The sequence below is a fragment of the Streptomyces sp. MP131-18 genome, assembly GCF_001984575.1.
Classification (GTDB): Bacteria; Actinomycetota; Actinomycetes; order Streptomycetales; family Streptomycetaceae; genus Streptomyces; species Streptomyces johnsoniae.
This window is the reverse complement of record NZ_LZNS01000001.1, coordinates 5,129,677-5,144,359: the sequence shown is the minus strand read 5'-3', so window position 1 is coordinate 5,144,359 and position 14,683 is coordinate 5,129,677. Positions and strand designations below refer to the sequence as shown.

Sequence of the window (14,683 nt, the reverse complement as noted above, 5' to 3'; positions counted from 1 at the left end):
CAGCTCGCCTCGCGGCAAGGGGTCGCTCGAAGCGACTATGGTTGGGCCCGGGGGCATGAAACGGGCCGACGCCAATTCCAGGCTACCGCACTCACGCCCGGGGTCAACCGGCCACAAGGCGCAGGTCAGGGGCGTCCCCCCGCGGCGGCCCCCGCGGCGGGCCGGACGGCGAGCAGCTCGGGCACCCCGTCCTGGCCCGGCCGGTCGGTGGGGCCGGAGAGCACCGAGAGGCGCTGGGTGGCGCGGGTGAGCGCCACGTACAGCACCCGCAGCCCGGCCGGTGACTCCTCGGCGATCTCGGCCGGTGCGACCACGAGCGTGGCGTCGTACTCCAGGCCCTTCGCCTCCAGGCTGCCGAGCACCACGAGCCGCCCGTCCCGCCCGGCCAGCCACTGCGCCGCCGCCGCGCGCCGCCGCATCGGCACCACGACGCCGACCGTGCCCGGCACCTCGGCCAGCAGCCGGTCCGCCTCCTCGCCCACCGCGCCGGGCAGCGCGTCGGCCGTGGCCGCCGCGGTGAACCGGGGCGCGACGCCGGTCTCGCGCACCGCGCGCGGCGGCTGCGCGCCGGGCATCGCGCGCCGGAGCACGCCGTCGGCGACGCGCGCGATCTCGGCCGGATTGCGGTAGTTGACGGTCAGCTCGAACGTGCGGCGCTGCCGCCCGCGCAGCGCGGCCGCCTTCTCCTCCGCCGCCTCCTCGGGGTCGGGCCACGAGCTCTGTGCCGGATCGCCGACGACCGTCCACGTCGCCTGCCGCCCGCGGCGCCCGACCATGCGCCACTGCATGGGCGTCAGGTCCTGCGCCTCGTCCACGATGATGTGCGCGTAGTCCGTGCGCTCCTCCTCGCGCTCCGGTGCCTCCCGGCGCGCGGCGATCCGGTCCGCGTACGTGGTCACCTCCGCGAGCCCCGTCAGCTGGTCCAGCGGATCGGCCTCGCGGGGGCGCGCGGGCCTGGCGGGCGCGCCGAGGAGCACGCGCAACTCGTCGAGCAGCGCCACGTCGTGCGCGGAGAGCCCGGCGCCCTCCGGGGTGATGCGCCGCAGGGCGCGTGCCAGTTGCCGCACCTCGCGGGGCCGCAGCAGCCGCCGCGCCCAGCGCCCGAGGCGCTGCTCGTCCGCCATCGCCGCCAGCACGCCGAGCGGGGTGATCTCGGGCCACCAGGCGTCGAGGAAGTCCTGGAAGACCTCCTCGGTGCCGATGTCCTCGTTGAACGCCTCGCGCGCCTCCGCGGCGAGCGCCTGGGCCTCGTAGCGCGTGGCCGCGCCCGCCGCGTCCCACAGTGCGTCGAGCAGCAGCCGCCTGGCGCGCGGCCGCAGCAGATTGACCGGCGCCGTTCCGCTCAGGGCCTGGCGCCGGACGCGGCCGAGCGCCTCGGCGTCCAGCTCGACGCGGCGGCCGAACGCCACGACCCGCAGCCGTTCCGGCGCGCCCGGTGCCTCGAGCACGCCGCGCGCCGCCCGGTGCAGCACGCGCGCCATGACGGCCGAGCCCTTGACGCGGGCCGCGGCCTGGTCGTCGTAGGAGTCGGCCTCCGTGCCCTCCACCAGCGAACCCAGCGCGCGGATGGCGACCTGCCCCTCCTCGCCGAGCGCGGGCAGCACGCCCTCGGTGTACGACACGAGCAGCGGGGTGGGGCTGACCACGAGGATGCCGCCCGCGTAACGGCGCCGGTCCCGGTACAGCAGGTAGGCGGCGCGGTGCAGCGCGACGGCGGTCTTGCCGGTGCCCGGGCCGCCGGTGACCTCGGTGACGGAACCGGCGGGCGCCCGGATCACCTCGTCCTGCTCGGCCTGGATGGAGGCCACGATGTCGCTCATGCGGTGCCCGCGGGCCCGGCCGAGCGCGGCCATCAGCGCGCCGTCGCCCACCACGGGCAGCTCCTCGCCGCCGTGCAGGGCGCGCAGCTCGGGGCGCAGCAGGTCGTCCTCGACGCCCAGGACCTGCCGCCCCCTGCTGCGGATCACGCGCCGGCGGACCACCCGGCCGGGGGCCACCGGAGTGGCCCGGTAGAACGGCGCGGCGGCCGGCGCGCGCCAGTCGATGACGAGCGGCACGTAGTCGGCGTCGAGCACGCCGAGCCGCCCGATGTGCAGCGTCTCCGCGATATCGGCGACGCGGACGCCGCCCTCCTCGCGCACCGCGTCGTCGGCGGGCTCCACGGAGGTCTGCGCCCCGTCGGGGCCGCGGGTGCCGTCCTTGCCCGCAAGCAGGTCGATGCGGCCGAAGAGGAAGTCCTCGAACTCGTTGTTCAGACGCGCGAGATGGCGCCCGGCGCTGAAGACCTGCGCGTCGCGCTCCGCGAGCGCGCCCGGCGTGCCCACCTGGACGCGGCGTGCCGCGTCCGCCATCAGGTACTCGGCCTCGTGGATCTTCTCCGCGAGCCGCCGGTACACGGTGTCCAGATGCCGCTGTTCGTCGCGGATCTCCCGGTCCCGCACGTCCAACGCTTCGGCCCCCTTCTGACGGTCGGCTCTGGCAGCGGTCCACCGTACGCCAGACCCGGGCCGTTCGCGCCGGTCGGACGGCTTACTCGCCGTATTTCTGCCCGCCGGGCGCCGGGTCGAGGGCGAGCCGGTAGCCGCGCTTGACCACCGTGTGGATCAGCGCGGGCGCGCCCAGCGCGCCGCGCAGCCTGGCCATCGCGGTCTCCACGGCGTGTTCGTCGCGTCCGGCACCGGGCAGGGCGCGCAGCAGCTCCGCGCGCGGCACGACCCAGCCCGGGCGCCGGGCCAGCAGCCGCAGCAGCGCCATGCCCGCGGGCGGAACGGGCCGCAGCCGGCCGTCCACGACCACCGCGTGCCCGCGGATCTCCAGCCGCCGCCCGGCCACCGGAAGCGGCTGCGCGCGACCGGGCAGCTCACTGCACAGCAGCTGCACCAGCGGGCCGAGGCGGAACCGTTCCGGCCTGCGGATGGGCACGTCCCTCGCCTGGAGCGGCAGCGCGGTGACCGGGCCGACACAGGCGGCGAGCACGTCCTTGCGCAGCGCGGCGAGCAGGCCCTCGCCCGTGCCGCGTTCCTCGGCGCGCCTGAGCAGGGAGGCGGCGGCCGGGGCGCTGGTGAACGTGACCGCGTCGAGCGACCGGCTGACGACGGCGTCGATGAGCCGGTCCAGCGGCCCGAGGTCCTCCGGCGGCATCCACCGGTAGACGGGGACGTCCACGACCTCGGCGCCCGCCTCGCGCAGCGCCTCGATGAAGCCGGGCAGCGGCTCGCCGTGCATCTGGAGCGCGACCCTGCGCCCGGCCACGCCCTCGTCCAGGAGCCGCTGGAGCACCTCGGCCATGGACTCGGAGGCCGGGGACCAGTCCTCGGTCAGCCCGGCCGCGCGTACGGCGCCGCGCACCTTGGGCCCGCGGGCCAGCACCTCGGCGGTGCTCACGGTGCGCAGCAGGTCCTCGCCGAGCCCCCAGCCGTCGGCGGCCTCCACCCAGCCGCGGAAGCCGATGGCGGTGGTGGCCACGACGACGTCGGGGGCGTGGGCGATGAGGTTCCTGGTGGCGTCGAGGAGCTGGTCGTCGTCGGAGAGCGGAACGATGCGCAGCGCGGGCGCGTGCTGCACTTCCGCGCCCCGCCGCCGCAGCAGGGCGGACAGCTCGTCGGCGCGGCGCGCGGCGGTGACGCCGACGGTGAAGCCGTCCAGCGGCCTGATCTCCGGCCGCGGTCCCTGGTCCTGCTCGGGCCGGGGCGCCGGCTTCCCCTCCCGCGGCTGCTCGTCCCGCTCGCGTTCTGGCCGGTCTTCCTGCCAGGTCGCCGCCGTGTCCGCTCCGCCCATGCGCTCCGCCCAGAGTCTGTCGTTCGGTGGTACCGAGACTGTCAACGGGGAATGACAGGCTCGGTACCCCATGATTTCCCGGGCGTTACGCCCGGCCCCTGCCGAAACGCTCACACTCCGGCATATGCGGCCGGTTCCGCCGTCCGGCCGTCACTGCCGGCCGCCCCGCCGGCGCCGCCCGCAGAGCGGTCCTGGCCGCGCAGGTATACGGCCCAGGTGACCGCGAAACATGCGGCGTAGAAGACCAGGAAGGACGCGAAGGCGCCGGTGCCTGAGCCGGTGGACAGGAAGGACTGCCGGAAGGCGAGGTTGATGCCGAGGCCGCCGAGCGCGCCCACCGCGCCGATCAGGCCGATCGCCGCGCCGGACAGGCGGCGCCCCCAGGCGGCGGCCTCCTCGCCGGTCAGCCCCTTGGCCAGGGCCTTGGCGCGGTAGATGCCGGGGATCATCTTGTACGTCGAGCCGTTGCCGAGGCCGCTGAGCACGAAGAGCCCGATGAAGCCGACGAGGAAGACCGGCAGCGACTCGGCGGAGGAGGCCGCGATGACGACGCCGGTGGCGGCGGCCATGCCCGCGAAGGTGTAGAGCGTGATCTTCGCGCCGCCGTAGCGGTCCGCCCAGTAGCCGCCGACGGGCCTGATGAGGGAGCCGAGCAGCGGTCCGATGAACGTGATCGACGCGGCCTGGAGCGGCGTCCTGTCGAACTGGTTCTGGAGGACGAGCCCGAAGGCGAAGCTGTAGCCGATGAACGAGCCGAACGTTCCGACATAGAGGAACGACATGATCCAGGTGTGACCGTCCCTGACCGACTCGCGGGCGGCACCCGTGTCGTTGGTGACCGGCGCCAGGTTGTCCATGTGGCGCCAGGCCAGGCAGGCGGCCAGGACGATGAGCGGCGTGTAGACGGCGAGCAGCACCCGCGGCTCGCCCTCGCCCGCGGTCGCGATGACCAGCAGCCCGACGAGCTGGATCACGGGGACGCCGATGTTGCCGCCGCCGGCGTTCAGGCCCAGCGCCCAGCCCTTCTTGCGCAGCGGGAAGAAGGAGTTGATGTTGGTCATGGAGGAGGCGAAGTTGCCGCCGCCGACTCCCGTGAGTATCGCGACCAGCATGAATGTGGTGTACGAGGTGCCCGGTTCCATCACGGCGAACGCGGCGGCGGTGGGCAGGAGCAGCAGCGAGGCGGACACGACCGTCCAGTTCCGCCCGCCGAACCTGGCCACGGCGAAGGTGTAGGGCACCCGGACCACGGCGCCGACCAGCGTGGCCATGGACACCAGGAAGAACTTCCCGGCCGCGTCGATGCCGTACTCGGGGCCCATGAACAGGACGAGCACGGACCACAGGGTCCAGATGGAGAAGCCGATGTGCTCGGAGACGATCGAGAAAAGCAGGTTGCGGCGGGCGATCCGTTCGCCCTTGGTCCGCCAGAACTCCTCGTCCTCGGGGTCCCACTCGTCGATCCAGCGCCCTCCACGTCGGGTGGCGGCGGGTTCTGGGACGGTCATGGCGCCTCCATCGAAGGTCAGGGGTCGTGCTCTGCCCGAAGGTAGGGAGGCCGCGTTTCGGCGCTGTGGCGCGAGGTGACGCGAACGAAACCTTGCTCTCACCCGGCATCTTCGTCCGCCGTGAGCGGCCCCGCCGGACGCCGCCCGGCGTCGCCAGGTCAGTATCCCGGGCCGGGGCGCCGCGCGCCGCTGGAGCGCCCGGGACCTGTCAAGTTGCGGTTCACCCGTTCGGGTGGGGGTGATGGGCGTGCGCCGCGGGGCGCTCAGGCGCGCGGCAGCCGGCCGATCTGGCCGGGCAGGGGCAGCGGGCCGAGGCAGGTGCTCTTCGGCGGCATGCCCGCGCCGCTCGCCGCACCCGACCAGATCTGCTCCCACGTCGGCGGCGGCAGGATCAGGCCGACCTCGCCAGGACCCGGGTACTGGCTGGTGTAGCGGGGAGCGGCCTGGATGCCCTGGTCCTCGCACAGGGCCGGGATCAGCACGTGGTCGCTGATCGCGGCGGGCAGTTCCACCCAGTCCGGCGGCAGGAAGCGCAGCCGGCCCGCCATGGCCGCCGGGGAGATCTCCGACAGGGCCCACACCTGCCCGCCGCCGGTGAGCAGGAACGTGCCGGGGCGCGGAGCTGGCCGCACGCCCGGCGGGTGCTCGTGCACGCGGGCGATCCCGGCGGCGGTGCGCACCGCCCGTTCGATGTCGAGGCCGGGCACCACCCGGTGCGTCGCGGCCAGTGTCAGCGGGTAGTGCCGGTGGTCGACGACCAGGGCGAGGAGCCGGTCGGCCACGGCGCCGGGGTGCGCCCGGTGCAGCCTGCGGGCTGCCTCAAGCCGGTGGTGGCCGTCGGCGAGCAGCACCGGCGGCAGGGCCGGCGGGTCGGCGGTCCAGGAGGCGTCGCACGCCCACAGGCGCTGCATGCCGCCCTCGGGCGTGGCCAGCTCCTGATCGGCCGGGCCCGCGATGGTGCGTGCGATGCACTCCTCGAACGGGCTCAGGTCGGGGGCGGCCAGCAGCAGCGGCTCGATGCTGCCGCCGCGCTCCTGGAGCAGGCGGGCCTGGAACCGCACGTCCGCGTCGGCCACCTGCTGGTGGCGCAGCACGTGCCCGGTCTCCACGCCGTGCAGGGCGAGGGCGCCGATGACGCCGCGCTGTTCGACGCGGCCGAGCAGGTCCCTGCGTTCCAGCACGTAGTAGGCGGCGCGGCCGAGCGGTTTGGCGAGGACGCCGTGGAAGGGGAGGAGCAGGTCGGTCCGTGGGGCCGGGGTCCTGGGAGGGACCATCGCGGGGAACTGCTCAGGCGGCAGAGTGCTCCTCCTCCTTCGCCGGCGCGGACACCACGGGTCGCAGGGTGTCCTGTGCCTTGCGGAGCACGGCTTCGAGCTCCTGCGGGCCGTCGGCGACCGCGGTGACGAAGCCGTGGAGCGAGCCATGTCCGGCGACCCGGCTGGTGGCCTCCGGAACATGACTGCCGGCGGGAACGTGCACCTCGACGCTCGTCACGCCCGCCACCGCGCGCGCCTCGGATACGCCTTCCACGGCCTCGATGTGGCCGGGCGGCAGCGTCAGGAAGCGCGTCCCCGCGTACCGGCCGCCCTGTTGCGGGGGCGGCACCGGGAGGTGGAGCGCGGTCGCGATCGTGAGGGCGGCGATGTCCGTTCCCGTGGCCAGCAGCAGCAGATCGCTGATGTGGTCCGCGCCCGGGTGGGCGTGGGACTCGATCAGCCGCGGTCCCGCCGCCGTGACGATCACCTCGGTCTGGGACGGTCCGCTGCGCTGGCCCGCGGTGTTGAGCGTGGCGATCACCAGGTCGTGGATCTCACGGACGGTGCCCGGGTCCAGGTCGGCCGGCAGGTCGTAGCCGGTCGCCGCGCAATCCGCGTCGCAGCCGTGGTACTTCCTGGTCACGGCCAGCACGGCGTGCGTTCCCGCGCACGAGTGCGCCTCGACGCTGTACTCCGGTCCTTCGAGGAACTCCTCCACGATCAGGGCCGGTTCATAAGGCAGCTCGGCGGCCAGGAGCATCGCGTCCGCCGCTGTGCGCAGCAGATGGACGTCCTGGCCGCCGGAGCCGGTGCGCGGCTTGGCCACGCACGGGAAGCCGACGCGCTCGGCAACGGCCACCAAGTGGGCGGCACGGTCGCAGTGCTCGAACCGGACGGGGGCACCGGTGAGCTGGTTGACCTTGCCACGCAGGGTAGCCTTGTCCGTGAGGTACGCGACGGCCGCATGGGGGTTGCCGGGGAAGCGGAGCGCTTCGTTCGCGCGAGCAGCGCTGAGCGCGCTCGGCTCGGCGAACCCGAAGACCGCAGCCCTGGCGGGGAGGTGGGCGAGGTGACCAATGGCCATCATCAGCCGCGGGTGGTCGGACCAGTCCACGGTCATGGCGTCATCGGCCGCCGCCACGGCCTCCCGGATCACGGGGGCCGACAGGTCGGGCGCGAGCACGAGGCTGCGGGCACCGACACGGCGGGCGGCCTCCACGACGGTGGGACGTGGACTGAGCAGGACCGCCAAGGGAGCCCCGGGCGTCATCGTGCCGCCTCCTTGCCCTCGCGGACGGCCGGGTCAGAACCAGGTGTTCTGCGTGCCGACCGACTGTGGTGCGACCCCCGCCGCGTCCTGCGAAGACTGCGCGGTGGCGACACCGGCCGACGCCGCCGTGATCATAAAAGCTGCGACGACGCTGAGAACGAACTTCTTCACGGGTTCCCTCTTCCGTGTCCACATAGGCGAACATGAGTGGCATGTTGGCCCAATCATGCTCACGAGCTTTCACCAGGAAGTCGATAGAGTCGCTGTGGCATCATCTCGCCTGTCAGGTTGACGCCAAGGGGCTGGCTGATGTCGTTCAAGGAAGTAGAGCGTGCACGAATCCGGCGAAATAGACGCAGCGGCCACCCGAGTTTATCGCCTCCGCGTGATCCATCCCACGGATTCCGTGGAACAGATCGCGGCGCGGTCCGGCCTGACCGCCGACGAGGTGACGACCGCGGAGTCCCGCCTGTTCGCGCTGGGTCTGCTCAGGCCATCGCCCGGCGGTGGCCGGGTCGCCATCAGCCCGGAGAGCGCCGCCGACGCGCTCCTCGCGCCCCTGGAACAGGACATCCTGCAACGGCGCATCGCCATGGCGACGACGCGCGCCCGCCTGCACTCGCTCTCCGGGGACTACCTGGAGGCGCGCAGCATGCGGTCGGCGAAGACCGTCATCGAAGTCGTCGAGGGCATCGACAACATCCGCGCCGTGATCGACGACCTGGCCCGCACCTGCGTCAAGTCCATCGACGCGCTGACCTCGAGCCGCCCGACGGAGGAGGCCATCCGGGCGTCGACGCCGCTGGACCTGGAGCAGCTCGAACGCGGTGTGCGCACCCGGCGCGTGTTCCAGCACGCGGCGCGCAAGCACTGGACAAGCGTGCAGTTCCTGGAAACGCTGGCCACGGCGGGGGCCGAGGTGCGCACGGCCAGCGCGCTGCCCTCGCATCTGCTGATCTACGACCGGAGTTGCGCGGTCCTGCCGCTCGACCCGCAGCACACGGCCGCAGGCGTGGCCCTGGTGCGCGACCCCGCGGTGCTCAATTTCCTCCAGCAGCTCTTCGAGCACTACTGGGACCGCGCCCTGGACTTCGCCGAAACGGAGCAGCGGTCCGGCGCCGAGCCGACCGGGGTGGAGCGGGATGTGCTGCTGATGATGGCGGCGGGCAGGAAGGACGAGGCGATAGCCCATCAACTGGGCATGTCACCGAGGTCGGTGAGCCGGATCGTGGCACGGCTGATGGACCGGCTCGGCGCCGAGAGCCGGTTCCAGGCGGGTGCCAGGGCGGCGTTGAACGGCTGGCTTTCCTGACAACGGCCCGGCCCGGAAGGGGGTGAGCATGGCGGACGGCGACAAGGTGTGCCTCGGCTCGTTCGAGGACGATCTCGACCGGGTGACCCTGCGGGTCTATCAGCTGCGGGTGACGCATCCGACCGACCAGGCCGGGCAGTTGGCGGCGCGGGCCGGACTGCCGGCCCACGAGGTGGTCCGCGCCGAGGAACGGCTGTCCCGCCTCGGCCTGCTCCAGCAGTCCCCGGGCGGCGGCTGGGTGGCCGTGTCCCCGGAGAGCGCCGCGGAGAGCCTGCTCGCCCCGGTGGAACAGGACATCTTCCAGCAGCGCATCGCGATGGCGGCCACCAGGGAACAGCTGCTCGCGCTGTCCGGCGACTACCTGGAGGCGCGCAGCCTGCGTTCGGCGCGCAGCAGCATCGAGGTCGTCGAGGGCCTGGACAACATCCGCGCCGTCATCGACGACCTGGCGCGCACCTGCGCCGAGTCGCTGGACGCGCTGGTGCCCGGCAGCGGGCAGACGGAGGCGGCGATCCGGGCCGCCACGCCGCTCGACCTGGAGCTGCTGGCCCGCGGCATACGCATCAGGTCGCTGTTCCAGCACAGCGCGCGCAGGCACCGCGGCACCGTGCAGTACGTGGAGACCATCAGCTCCGCGGGCGCGCGGGTGCGCAGCGCGAGCGTGCTGCCCTCGCGTATGCAGATCTACGACCGCTCGTGCGCCGTGCTGCCGCTCAACCCCAAGCACACGGCCGTGGGCGCGGCGCTGATCCGCGACCCGGGGGTGCTGACGTTCCTGTGCAAGATCTTCGACCACGCCTGGTCCGAGGGCAGTGAGTTCACCGAGGCGGACGGCGCCCCGCTGGGCGAGGCGCCGACCGGTCTGGAGCGCGAGGTGCTGCTGCTCCTCGGCGGCGGCCGGACGAACGAGGAGATCGCGCAGCGCATGGGCATCTCGCAGCGGTCCGTCAGCCGGATCGTGGCGCAGCTGATGACACGCCTTGAGGCGGCCAACCGCTTCCAGGCGGGCGTCCGGGCGGCGCAGAACGGCTGGCTCTCCTGACCGGGCCCCGGCGGGCGCCGTGTCAGCCGGCCCGCCCCGACTCGTTCGTGCCGTGCTCGGTGTGCAGCCGGACCAAGGTGTCCCGCCAGTCGGCCACCCGACCAGCCGTCGGTCCTGGTCCTGGTCCTGGTCCTGGTCCTAGCCGGGGCCGATCGGACGCCGCAGCGGCCGCGCCTAATGCAGGCGAAGGTCGGCCTCCGGGGCCCAGCTCCCCGCCGGGCGGGTCAGCCATCCGCCCGCCTCGCCCAGCTCACCGGCCGCCGCGGCCAGGGCCGTCACCCCGGGGTGACGCAGGCCGCGGCGCCACACCATGGACACCGGGGCGAGCGGCACCGGCTGAACGAGCGGGCGCAGGGCCATCCCCGGCACCTCGGTGAACTCCTCACTGGCCAGCACCGACCAGCCCCGCGCCCGCACCACACGGTGGAACTCCGCCTCGCCCTCGATCTTCGGGAACGGCGGCGCCAGGTGGATGCCGCGCCCCTGGAACAGGCTGCGCGCGTAGTCCGTCCACTCGGTGGTCTCCTCGTTGCCCGCCGCCGCGTACAGGGTCTCGCCGGCCAGCGCGGCCAGCGGCACCCGCGGCAGCGCCGCGAGCGGATGGCGGTCGGGCAGCAGCACGGCAACGCGCTCCCAGCGGATCAGGCGGTGTCCGAGACCGGCGCGCACCCCGGGCGGCAGACCGGCGACGCGGCCGAACGAGACGTCGAGCGTTCCCCTGGCGATCTCCGCCGCGGCCCGCGCGAGACCGCTGTGGAAGCGGGCGACGAACTCGATGTCCGGCGCGGCGTCCCGGGCCGCGGCCAGCACCCGGTGGCCCGTGGCCACGGGAGCGGCGACGTCGACGACGAGCGGCCGTCCGGCGTCCGCGCCCACCGCCCCCGCCAGCTCCTCGTGCGCGGCGAGCACCCGGCGGGCCGCGGGCAGCAGCCGGCGCCCCTCGGGGGTCAGGGCCACGTGCCGGGTGTCGCGCGTGAACAGCGGCGTGGCCCACTCCCGTTCGAGCCGCCCGATGTCCCGGCTGAGCGCCTGCTGGGCGACGAACAGCCGGGCGGCGGCGCGGGTGAAGTGCAGCTCCTCGGCGACGGCCACGAAGGCGCGCAGCAGCCTGGGGTCGGTGTCACGGGGCACGCGGGCCATTGTCGCCCACCGCCCCCGATTCACAACGCAGGTGCGTGAATGGCCGCTGATCAGGTGTTGGACGCCGCCGCGGGGCCGCCGCGAGGGTGGCACACATGCCGCACTCCCCCGCTTCCGCGCCCGCACGTCTGCTGCTGACCGTCAGCGGCGGCCAGCTGATCGCCGCCGCGCCCGGCGAACGCCCGCCGCGCCGCGGCCGCCGGGGCCCGCGCCGACTCGCGCCGTACGCACGGCTGTTCGCCACGCCGGGCACCGTGGCGTTCACCGTGCCGAACCTGGTCGCCCGGCTGCCCTCCGGCATGTTCGGCGTGGCCACCGTGATGATGCTGACCGCGCACCACGGCTCCTACGCGCTGGCCGGTGCCGTGGTGGCCGCGGGCCTGGTCCTCGCCACCGTCGCCGGGCCGCTGATCGCACGCCTGGTGGACCGGCACGGCCAGGCCCGGGTCATCGTGCCCGCGGCGCTGCTGACCGCGACGGGACACCTGGGGCTGCTGGCCTGCGTGGCGCTCGGCGCCCCGGTGTGGAGCTACTTCTGCTGCCAGCTGCTGACGGCGGCCCAGCCGAACACCGGCGGCCTGTCCCGCGCCCGCTGGGCGCACCTGCACCGCGGCCGGACCGCCGGCGCCGTGGCGGCCCGTCACACCGCCAATGCCTTCGAACAGGCCATGGACGAGCTCTGCTTCATGTGCGGCCCCGTGGTGGCGACGCTGCTGTGCACGGCGCTGTTCCCCGAGGCCGGCACGCTGACGGCGGCGGTGCTGATGCTCGGCGGCACCCTGGCGTTCGCGGCGCAGCGCCGCACGGAGCCCCCGGTCACGCGGCAGGCGGTGCCCGGGGCGCCGCCGCTGCGGGCCCCCGGCATGGCGGCGCTGCTCGGCACGTTCCTGTGCATGGGCTCGCTTTTCGGCGCGATGGAGGTGGTGACCATCGCGTTCGCCGAGGAGCGCGGGCAGCAGGCCCTGGCCGGCGCCGTGCTGGCGGCGCAGGCCGCCGGCTCCGCGGCGGCGGGGCTGCTCTTCGGCCTGCTCCGCCCGCGCGGGACGGTGCGCGGCCGGTTCGCCCGGTGCGTCGCGGCCATGGCGCTGCTGATGTCCATGCTGCCGCTCGCCGCGCGCGCCGAGTCCCTGCTCCTGCTCGCCCCGGTGCTGCTGATCGCGGGAATGGCGACCGCCCCGGCCATGGTCACCGGCATGACGCTGATCCAGCGGGTGACGCCCGCCGGGCGGCTGAACGAGGGCATGACGCTCGCGGTGGCCGCGCTGCTCGGCGGCATAGCGACCGGCTCGGCGGGCGGCGGCGCGCTCGTGGAGGCGCACGGCGCGGTGACCGCGTACGCCTTCCCCATGGCCGCGGCCTGCCTGGCCGCGGCGGTGGCCGCGGCCACCCGCCCCCGGCGGCCGGCTACAGCGCGTTGAGGAAGTCGGCGGCGAGCGGCCCGGCATCCGTGCCGCCCGAGCCGCCGTCCTCCAGCATCACCGCGAACGCCAGGTCGCTGTCCGCCAGGAAGCCGATCATCCAGGCGTTGGTGGACAACTCGCCGTCCTCGTCGCGGAACTCGGCCGTGCCGGTCTTGCCGTGCGGATCGCCGGGCACGCCGTCCAGCGCCGAAGCGGACCCGTCGGTGACGGTGTCGCGCATCATCGACCGCAGCGCCTCGGCGGTGCCCTGGCTCAGCTCGGACCCGGCCTCGTGCCGCTCCTCCACCGCGTCCGGCACGAGCACGGGCTGCCGGAAGGTGCCGTCCGCGACGGTGGCCGCGACGGACGCCATGACCAGCGGGCTGGCCTGCACCCGGTCCTGCCCGATCAGGGAGCCGGCCAGCTGATTCGGCGACTCGGTGACGGGCACGCTGCCGTCGAAGGTGGTGGCACCGACGTCCCACACGGCGCCTATCCCGAAGGACTCGGATATGCGGCTGAGCGAGTCGTGCTCGAACCGGTCCAGATTGTCGATGAAAGCCGTGTTGCAGGAGGCGGTGATCGCCTCGCGCAGGGTGGTGCCGGGCCCCAGCTCGAACTCGTCCTGATTCTCGAAGCGCTGGCCGTCGACCGTGACGTACTGTGGGCAGCCCAGCACGTCGTCGGTGGCGGTGCCGCCCTCCAGCAGGGCGGCGGCGGTCAGCACCTTGAACGTGGAGCCGGGTGCCAACTGCCCCTGGAGGGACCGGTTGAACCCGTCGGCCGGCCAGTCCGCGGCGGCCAGCACATGCCCCGAGGACGGCTGGACCGCGACGATCGACCCGTCCCGCCCCAGATCTTCGAGCGCCGCCTCGGCGGCCTGCTGCACCTGCGGGTCGAGCGTCGTCCCCACGGGCGTGCCCGGCTCGCCGCCGTCCTGCTCGTGCAGGGTCTCCACGGCGTCGCCCGACTCGCGGTCGGCGATGACCACGGCCGCCGCCGCGGTGCCGGCGAGCTGCTCGTCGTACCGCTCCTGGAGACCGGAGGTGCCGGCGCCGGTGTCCGGGTCGACCCCGCCGACCAGCGGCCGGGCGGCGTGGGCCAGCGTGCGGCTGCCCTCCCGGGCCTGGAGCCCCTCGACGGCGCGGAGCGCGTCCGCGTGCTCCTGGTAGTCGGCGTCCCTGAGGGTGATCACCGACACGGCCCGGTCCGGGTCCGCCTCCGCCACCCGGTCCGCCAGGGCTTCGGTGTCTATCCCCGCGTCCAGCTCGTCGAGCGCGGCGTAGGCGGCATCCGGGTCGGTCAGCCGGGCGGGCCAGATGCTGATGTCCCACACGGCCGAGGGCCCGGCCAGCTCACTGCCGTCGGCCGCGAGGACCGGCGCCCGCTCGGCATCCTCCACGGACAGCACCAGCGTCTGCCCCTCGGCGAGCTGTGGGTGCACGAGCGCGGACTCCCAGCGCACGGTCCAGTCGTCCGCGCCGTCCTCCGCGGGGAGCATGACGGCGGTGGAGTCGTAGGACCACTCGCCGATGCCCTCCAGCGTGTAAGTCGCGGTGAAGGGCACGGCCAGCGCGTCGTCCTGCCCCTCGCCGCCGGGCTCCACCGGATCGCCGGAGACCTCGAACGCCACCGACTCCGCGCGCATGTTGCCCTGGACGGAGTCCAGCAGGGACTGCGCGCCCTCCGGATCGTCCGTCAGCCCGGCCGCGGCCTCGAGATCGCCCGACGCCCAAGCGTCGAGAAACGACTCGGCCCCGCTCCTGGCCCGGTCCGCCCGGTCGTCCCCACCGCCGTCCCCGCGCACCAGCAGCACACCGAGCACCGCCAGCACGACGACCACGGCCGTCCCTCCGATGAGCGCCCCCAGGCGCACACGATTCCTCCCCATGCACCGCACCCTACCCCCGCCCACTGACAGAGAGTAGCGATCCCCCTGTGAAACACCCCATACCACCACGCTCCGCACGCGGTCACA

11 protein-coding genes are annotated in these 14,683 nt (G+C 74.2%); 3 read left to right on the top strand and 8 right to left on the bottom strand.

Translation table 11 applies throughout. The features are described from left to right. Positions 1 to 125 precede the first annotated feature (125 nt). The 6 genes from STBA_RS23320 to STBA_RS37955 all read right to left on the bottom strand — a co-directional run bounded on the left by STBA_RS23320 (position 126) and on the right by STBA_RS37955 (position 7,982). The gene (locus STBA_RS23320) at positions 126 to 2,447 is read right to left on the bottom strand and encodes a UvrD-helicase domain-containing protein (protein WP_077061105.1); all 2,322 of its coding nucleotides are present in this window, start codon (positions 2,445 to 2,447) and stop codon (positions 126 to 128) included. Between the two features lie 82 nt (positions 2,448 to 2,529). After that, positions 2,530 to 3,777, bottom strand: coding sequence for a uroporphyrinogen-III synthase (locus tag STBA_RS23315; RefSeq protein WP_079252121.1), 1,248 nt, complete (start codon positions 3,775 to 3,777; stop codon positions 2,530 to 2,532). 110 nt (positions 3,778 to 3,887) lie between these two features. Further along, complete coding sequence (locus STBA_RS23310; protein WP_077061104.1) at positions 3,888 to 5,285, bottom strand: nitrate/nitrite transporter; 1,398 nt, start codon at positions 5,283 to 5,285, stop codon at positions 3,888 to 3,890. A gap of 263 nt (positions 5,286 to 5,548) precedes the next feature. After that, a complete protein-coding gene (locus tag STBA_RS23305) occupies positions 5,549 to 6,559 on the bottom strand; it encodes a DUF1015 family protein (RefSeq protein ID WP_077061103.1) in 1,011 nt (336 codons plus the stop codon). Between the two features lie 13 nt (positions 6,560 to 6,572). Next, a complete protein-coding gene (locus STBA_RS23300) occupies positions 6,573 to 7,811 on the bottom strand; it encodes an ATP-grasp domain-containing protein (protein ID WP_107485099.1) in 1,239 nt (412 codons plus the stop codon). A 33-nt stretch (positions 7,812 to 7,844) separates the two neighbouring features. Then, on the bottom strand, positions 7,845 to 7,982 hold the full coding sequence (locus tag STBA_RS37955) for a hypothetical protein (protein ID WP_171987769.1): 138 nt from the start codon (positions 7,980 to 7,982) through the stop codon (positions 7,845 to 7,847). A gap of 214 nt (positions 7,983 to 8,196) precedes the next feature. Here STBA_RS37955 and STBA_RS23295 point away from each other — a divergent pair, with 214 nt between their 5' ends. Together STBA_RS23295 and STBA_RS23290 are read left to right on the top strand one after the other, a co-directional pair. Continuing rightward, the gene (locus tag STBA_RS23295; protein ID WP_077063535.1) at positions 8,197 to 9,123 is read left to right on the top strand and encodes a helix-turn-helix transcriptional regulator; all 927 of its coding nucleotides are present in this window, start codon (positions 8,197 to 8,199) and stop codon (positions 9,121 to 9,123) included. Positions 9,124 to 9,151: 28 nt separating this feature from the next. Beyond that, positions 9,152 to 10,165, top strand: coding sequence for a helix-turn-helix transcriptional regulator (locus STBA_RS23290; RefSeq protein WP_079252119.1), 1,014 nt, complete (start codon positions 9,152 to 9,154; stop codon positions 10,163 to 10,165). Between the two features lie 174 nt (positions 10,166 to 10,339). Here the strand turns inward: STBA_RS23290 and STBA_RS23285 are convergent, their stop codons facing one another. Beyond that, positions 10,340 to 11,305, bottom strand: coding sequence for a LysR family transcriptional regulator (locus STBA_RS23285; RefSeq protein WP_077061101.1), 966 nt, complete (start codon positions 11,303 to 11,305; stop codon positions 10,340 to 10,342). Between the two features lie 95 nt (positions 11,306 to 11,400). Here STBA_RS23285 and STBA_RS23280 point away from each other — a divergent pair, with 95 nt between their 5' ends. Then, the gene (locus tag STBA_RS23280; RefSeq protein ID WP_077061100.1) at positions 11,401 to 12,723 is read left to right on the top strand and encodes an MFS transporter; all 1,323 of its coding nucleotides are present in this window, start codon (positions 11,401 to 11,403) and stop codon (positions 12,721 to 12,723) included. Here STBA_RS23280 and STBA_RS23275 read toward each other — a convergent pair. After that, on the bottom strand, positions 12,710 to 14,596 hold the full coding sequence (locus tag STBA_RS23275; protein ID WP_077061099.1) for a penicillin-binding transpeptidase domain-containing protein: 1,887 nt from the start codon (positions 14,594 to 14,596) through the stop codon (positions 12,710 to 12,712). The two genes, STBA_RS23280 and STBA_RS23275, sit on opposite strands and share 14 nt — an antisense overlap. Positions 14,597 to 14,683 lie beyond the last annotated feature (87 nt).

What these genes read in the sequence shown, in the direction of transcription:
- STBA_RS23315 (WP_079252121.1), bottom strand. Translation starts at nt 3,777, where the DNA reads ATGGGCGGAGCGGACACGGCGGCGACCTGGCAGGAAGACCGGCCAGAA.
- STBA_RS23310 (WP_077061104.1), bottom strand. Translation starts at nt 5,285, where the DNA reads ATGACCGTCCCAGAACCCGCCGCCACCCGACGTGGAGGGCGCTGGATC.
- STBA_RS23305 (WP_077061103.1), bottom strand. Translation starts at nt 6,559, where the DNA reads ATGGTCCCTCCCAGGACCCCGGCCCCACGGACCGACCTGCTCCTCCCC.
- STBA_RS23300 (WP_107485099.1), bottom strand. Translation starts at nt 7,811, where the DNA reads ATGACGCCCGGGGCTCCCTTGGCGGTCCTGCTCAGTCCACGTCCCACC.
- STBA_RS23290 (WP_079252119.1), top strand. Translation starts at nt 9,152, where the DNA reads ATGGCGGACGGCGACAAGGTGTGCCTCGGCTCGTTCGAGGACGATCTC.
- STBA_RS23285 (WP_077061101.1), bottom strand. Translation starts at nt 11,305, where the DNA reads ATGGCCCGCGTGCCCCGTGACACCGACCCCAGGCTGCTGCGCGCCTTC.
- STBA_RS23280 (WP_077061100.1), top strand. Translation starts at nt 11,401, where the DNA reads ATGCCGCACTCCCCCGCTTCCGCGCCCGCACGTCTGCTGCTGACCGTC.
- STBA_RS23275 (WP_077061099.1), bottom strand. Translation starts at nt 14,596, where the DNA reads ATGGGGAGGAATCGTGTGCGCCTGGGGGCGCTCATCGGAGGGACGGCC.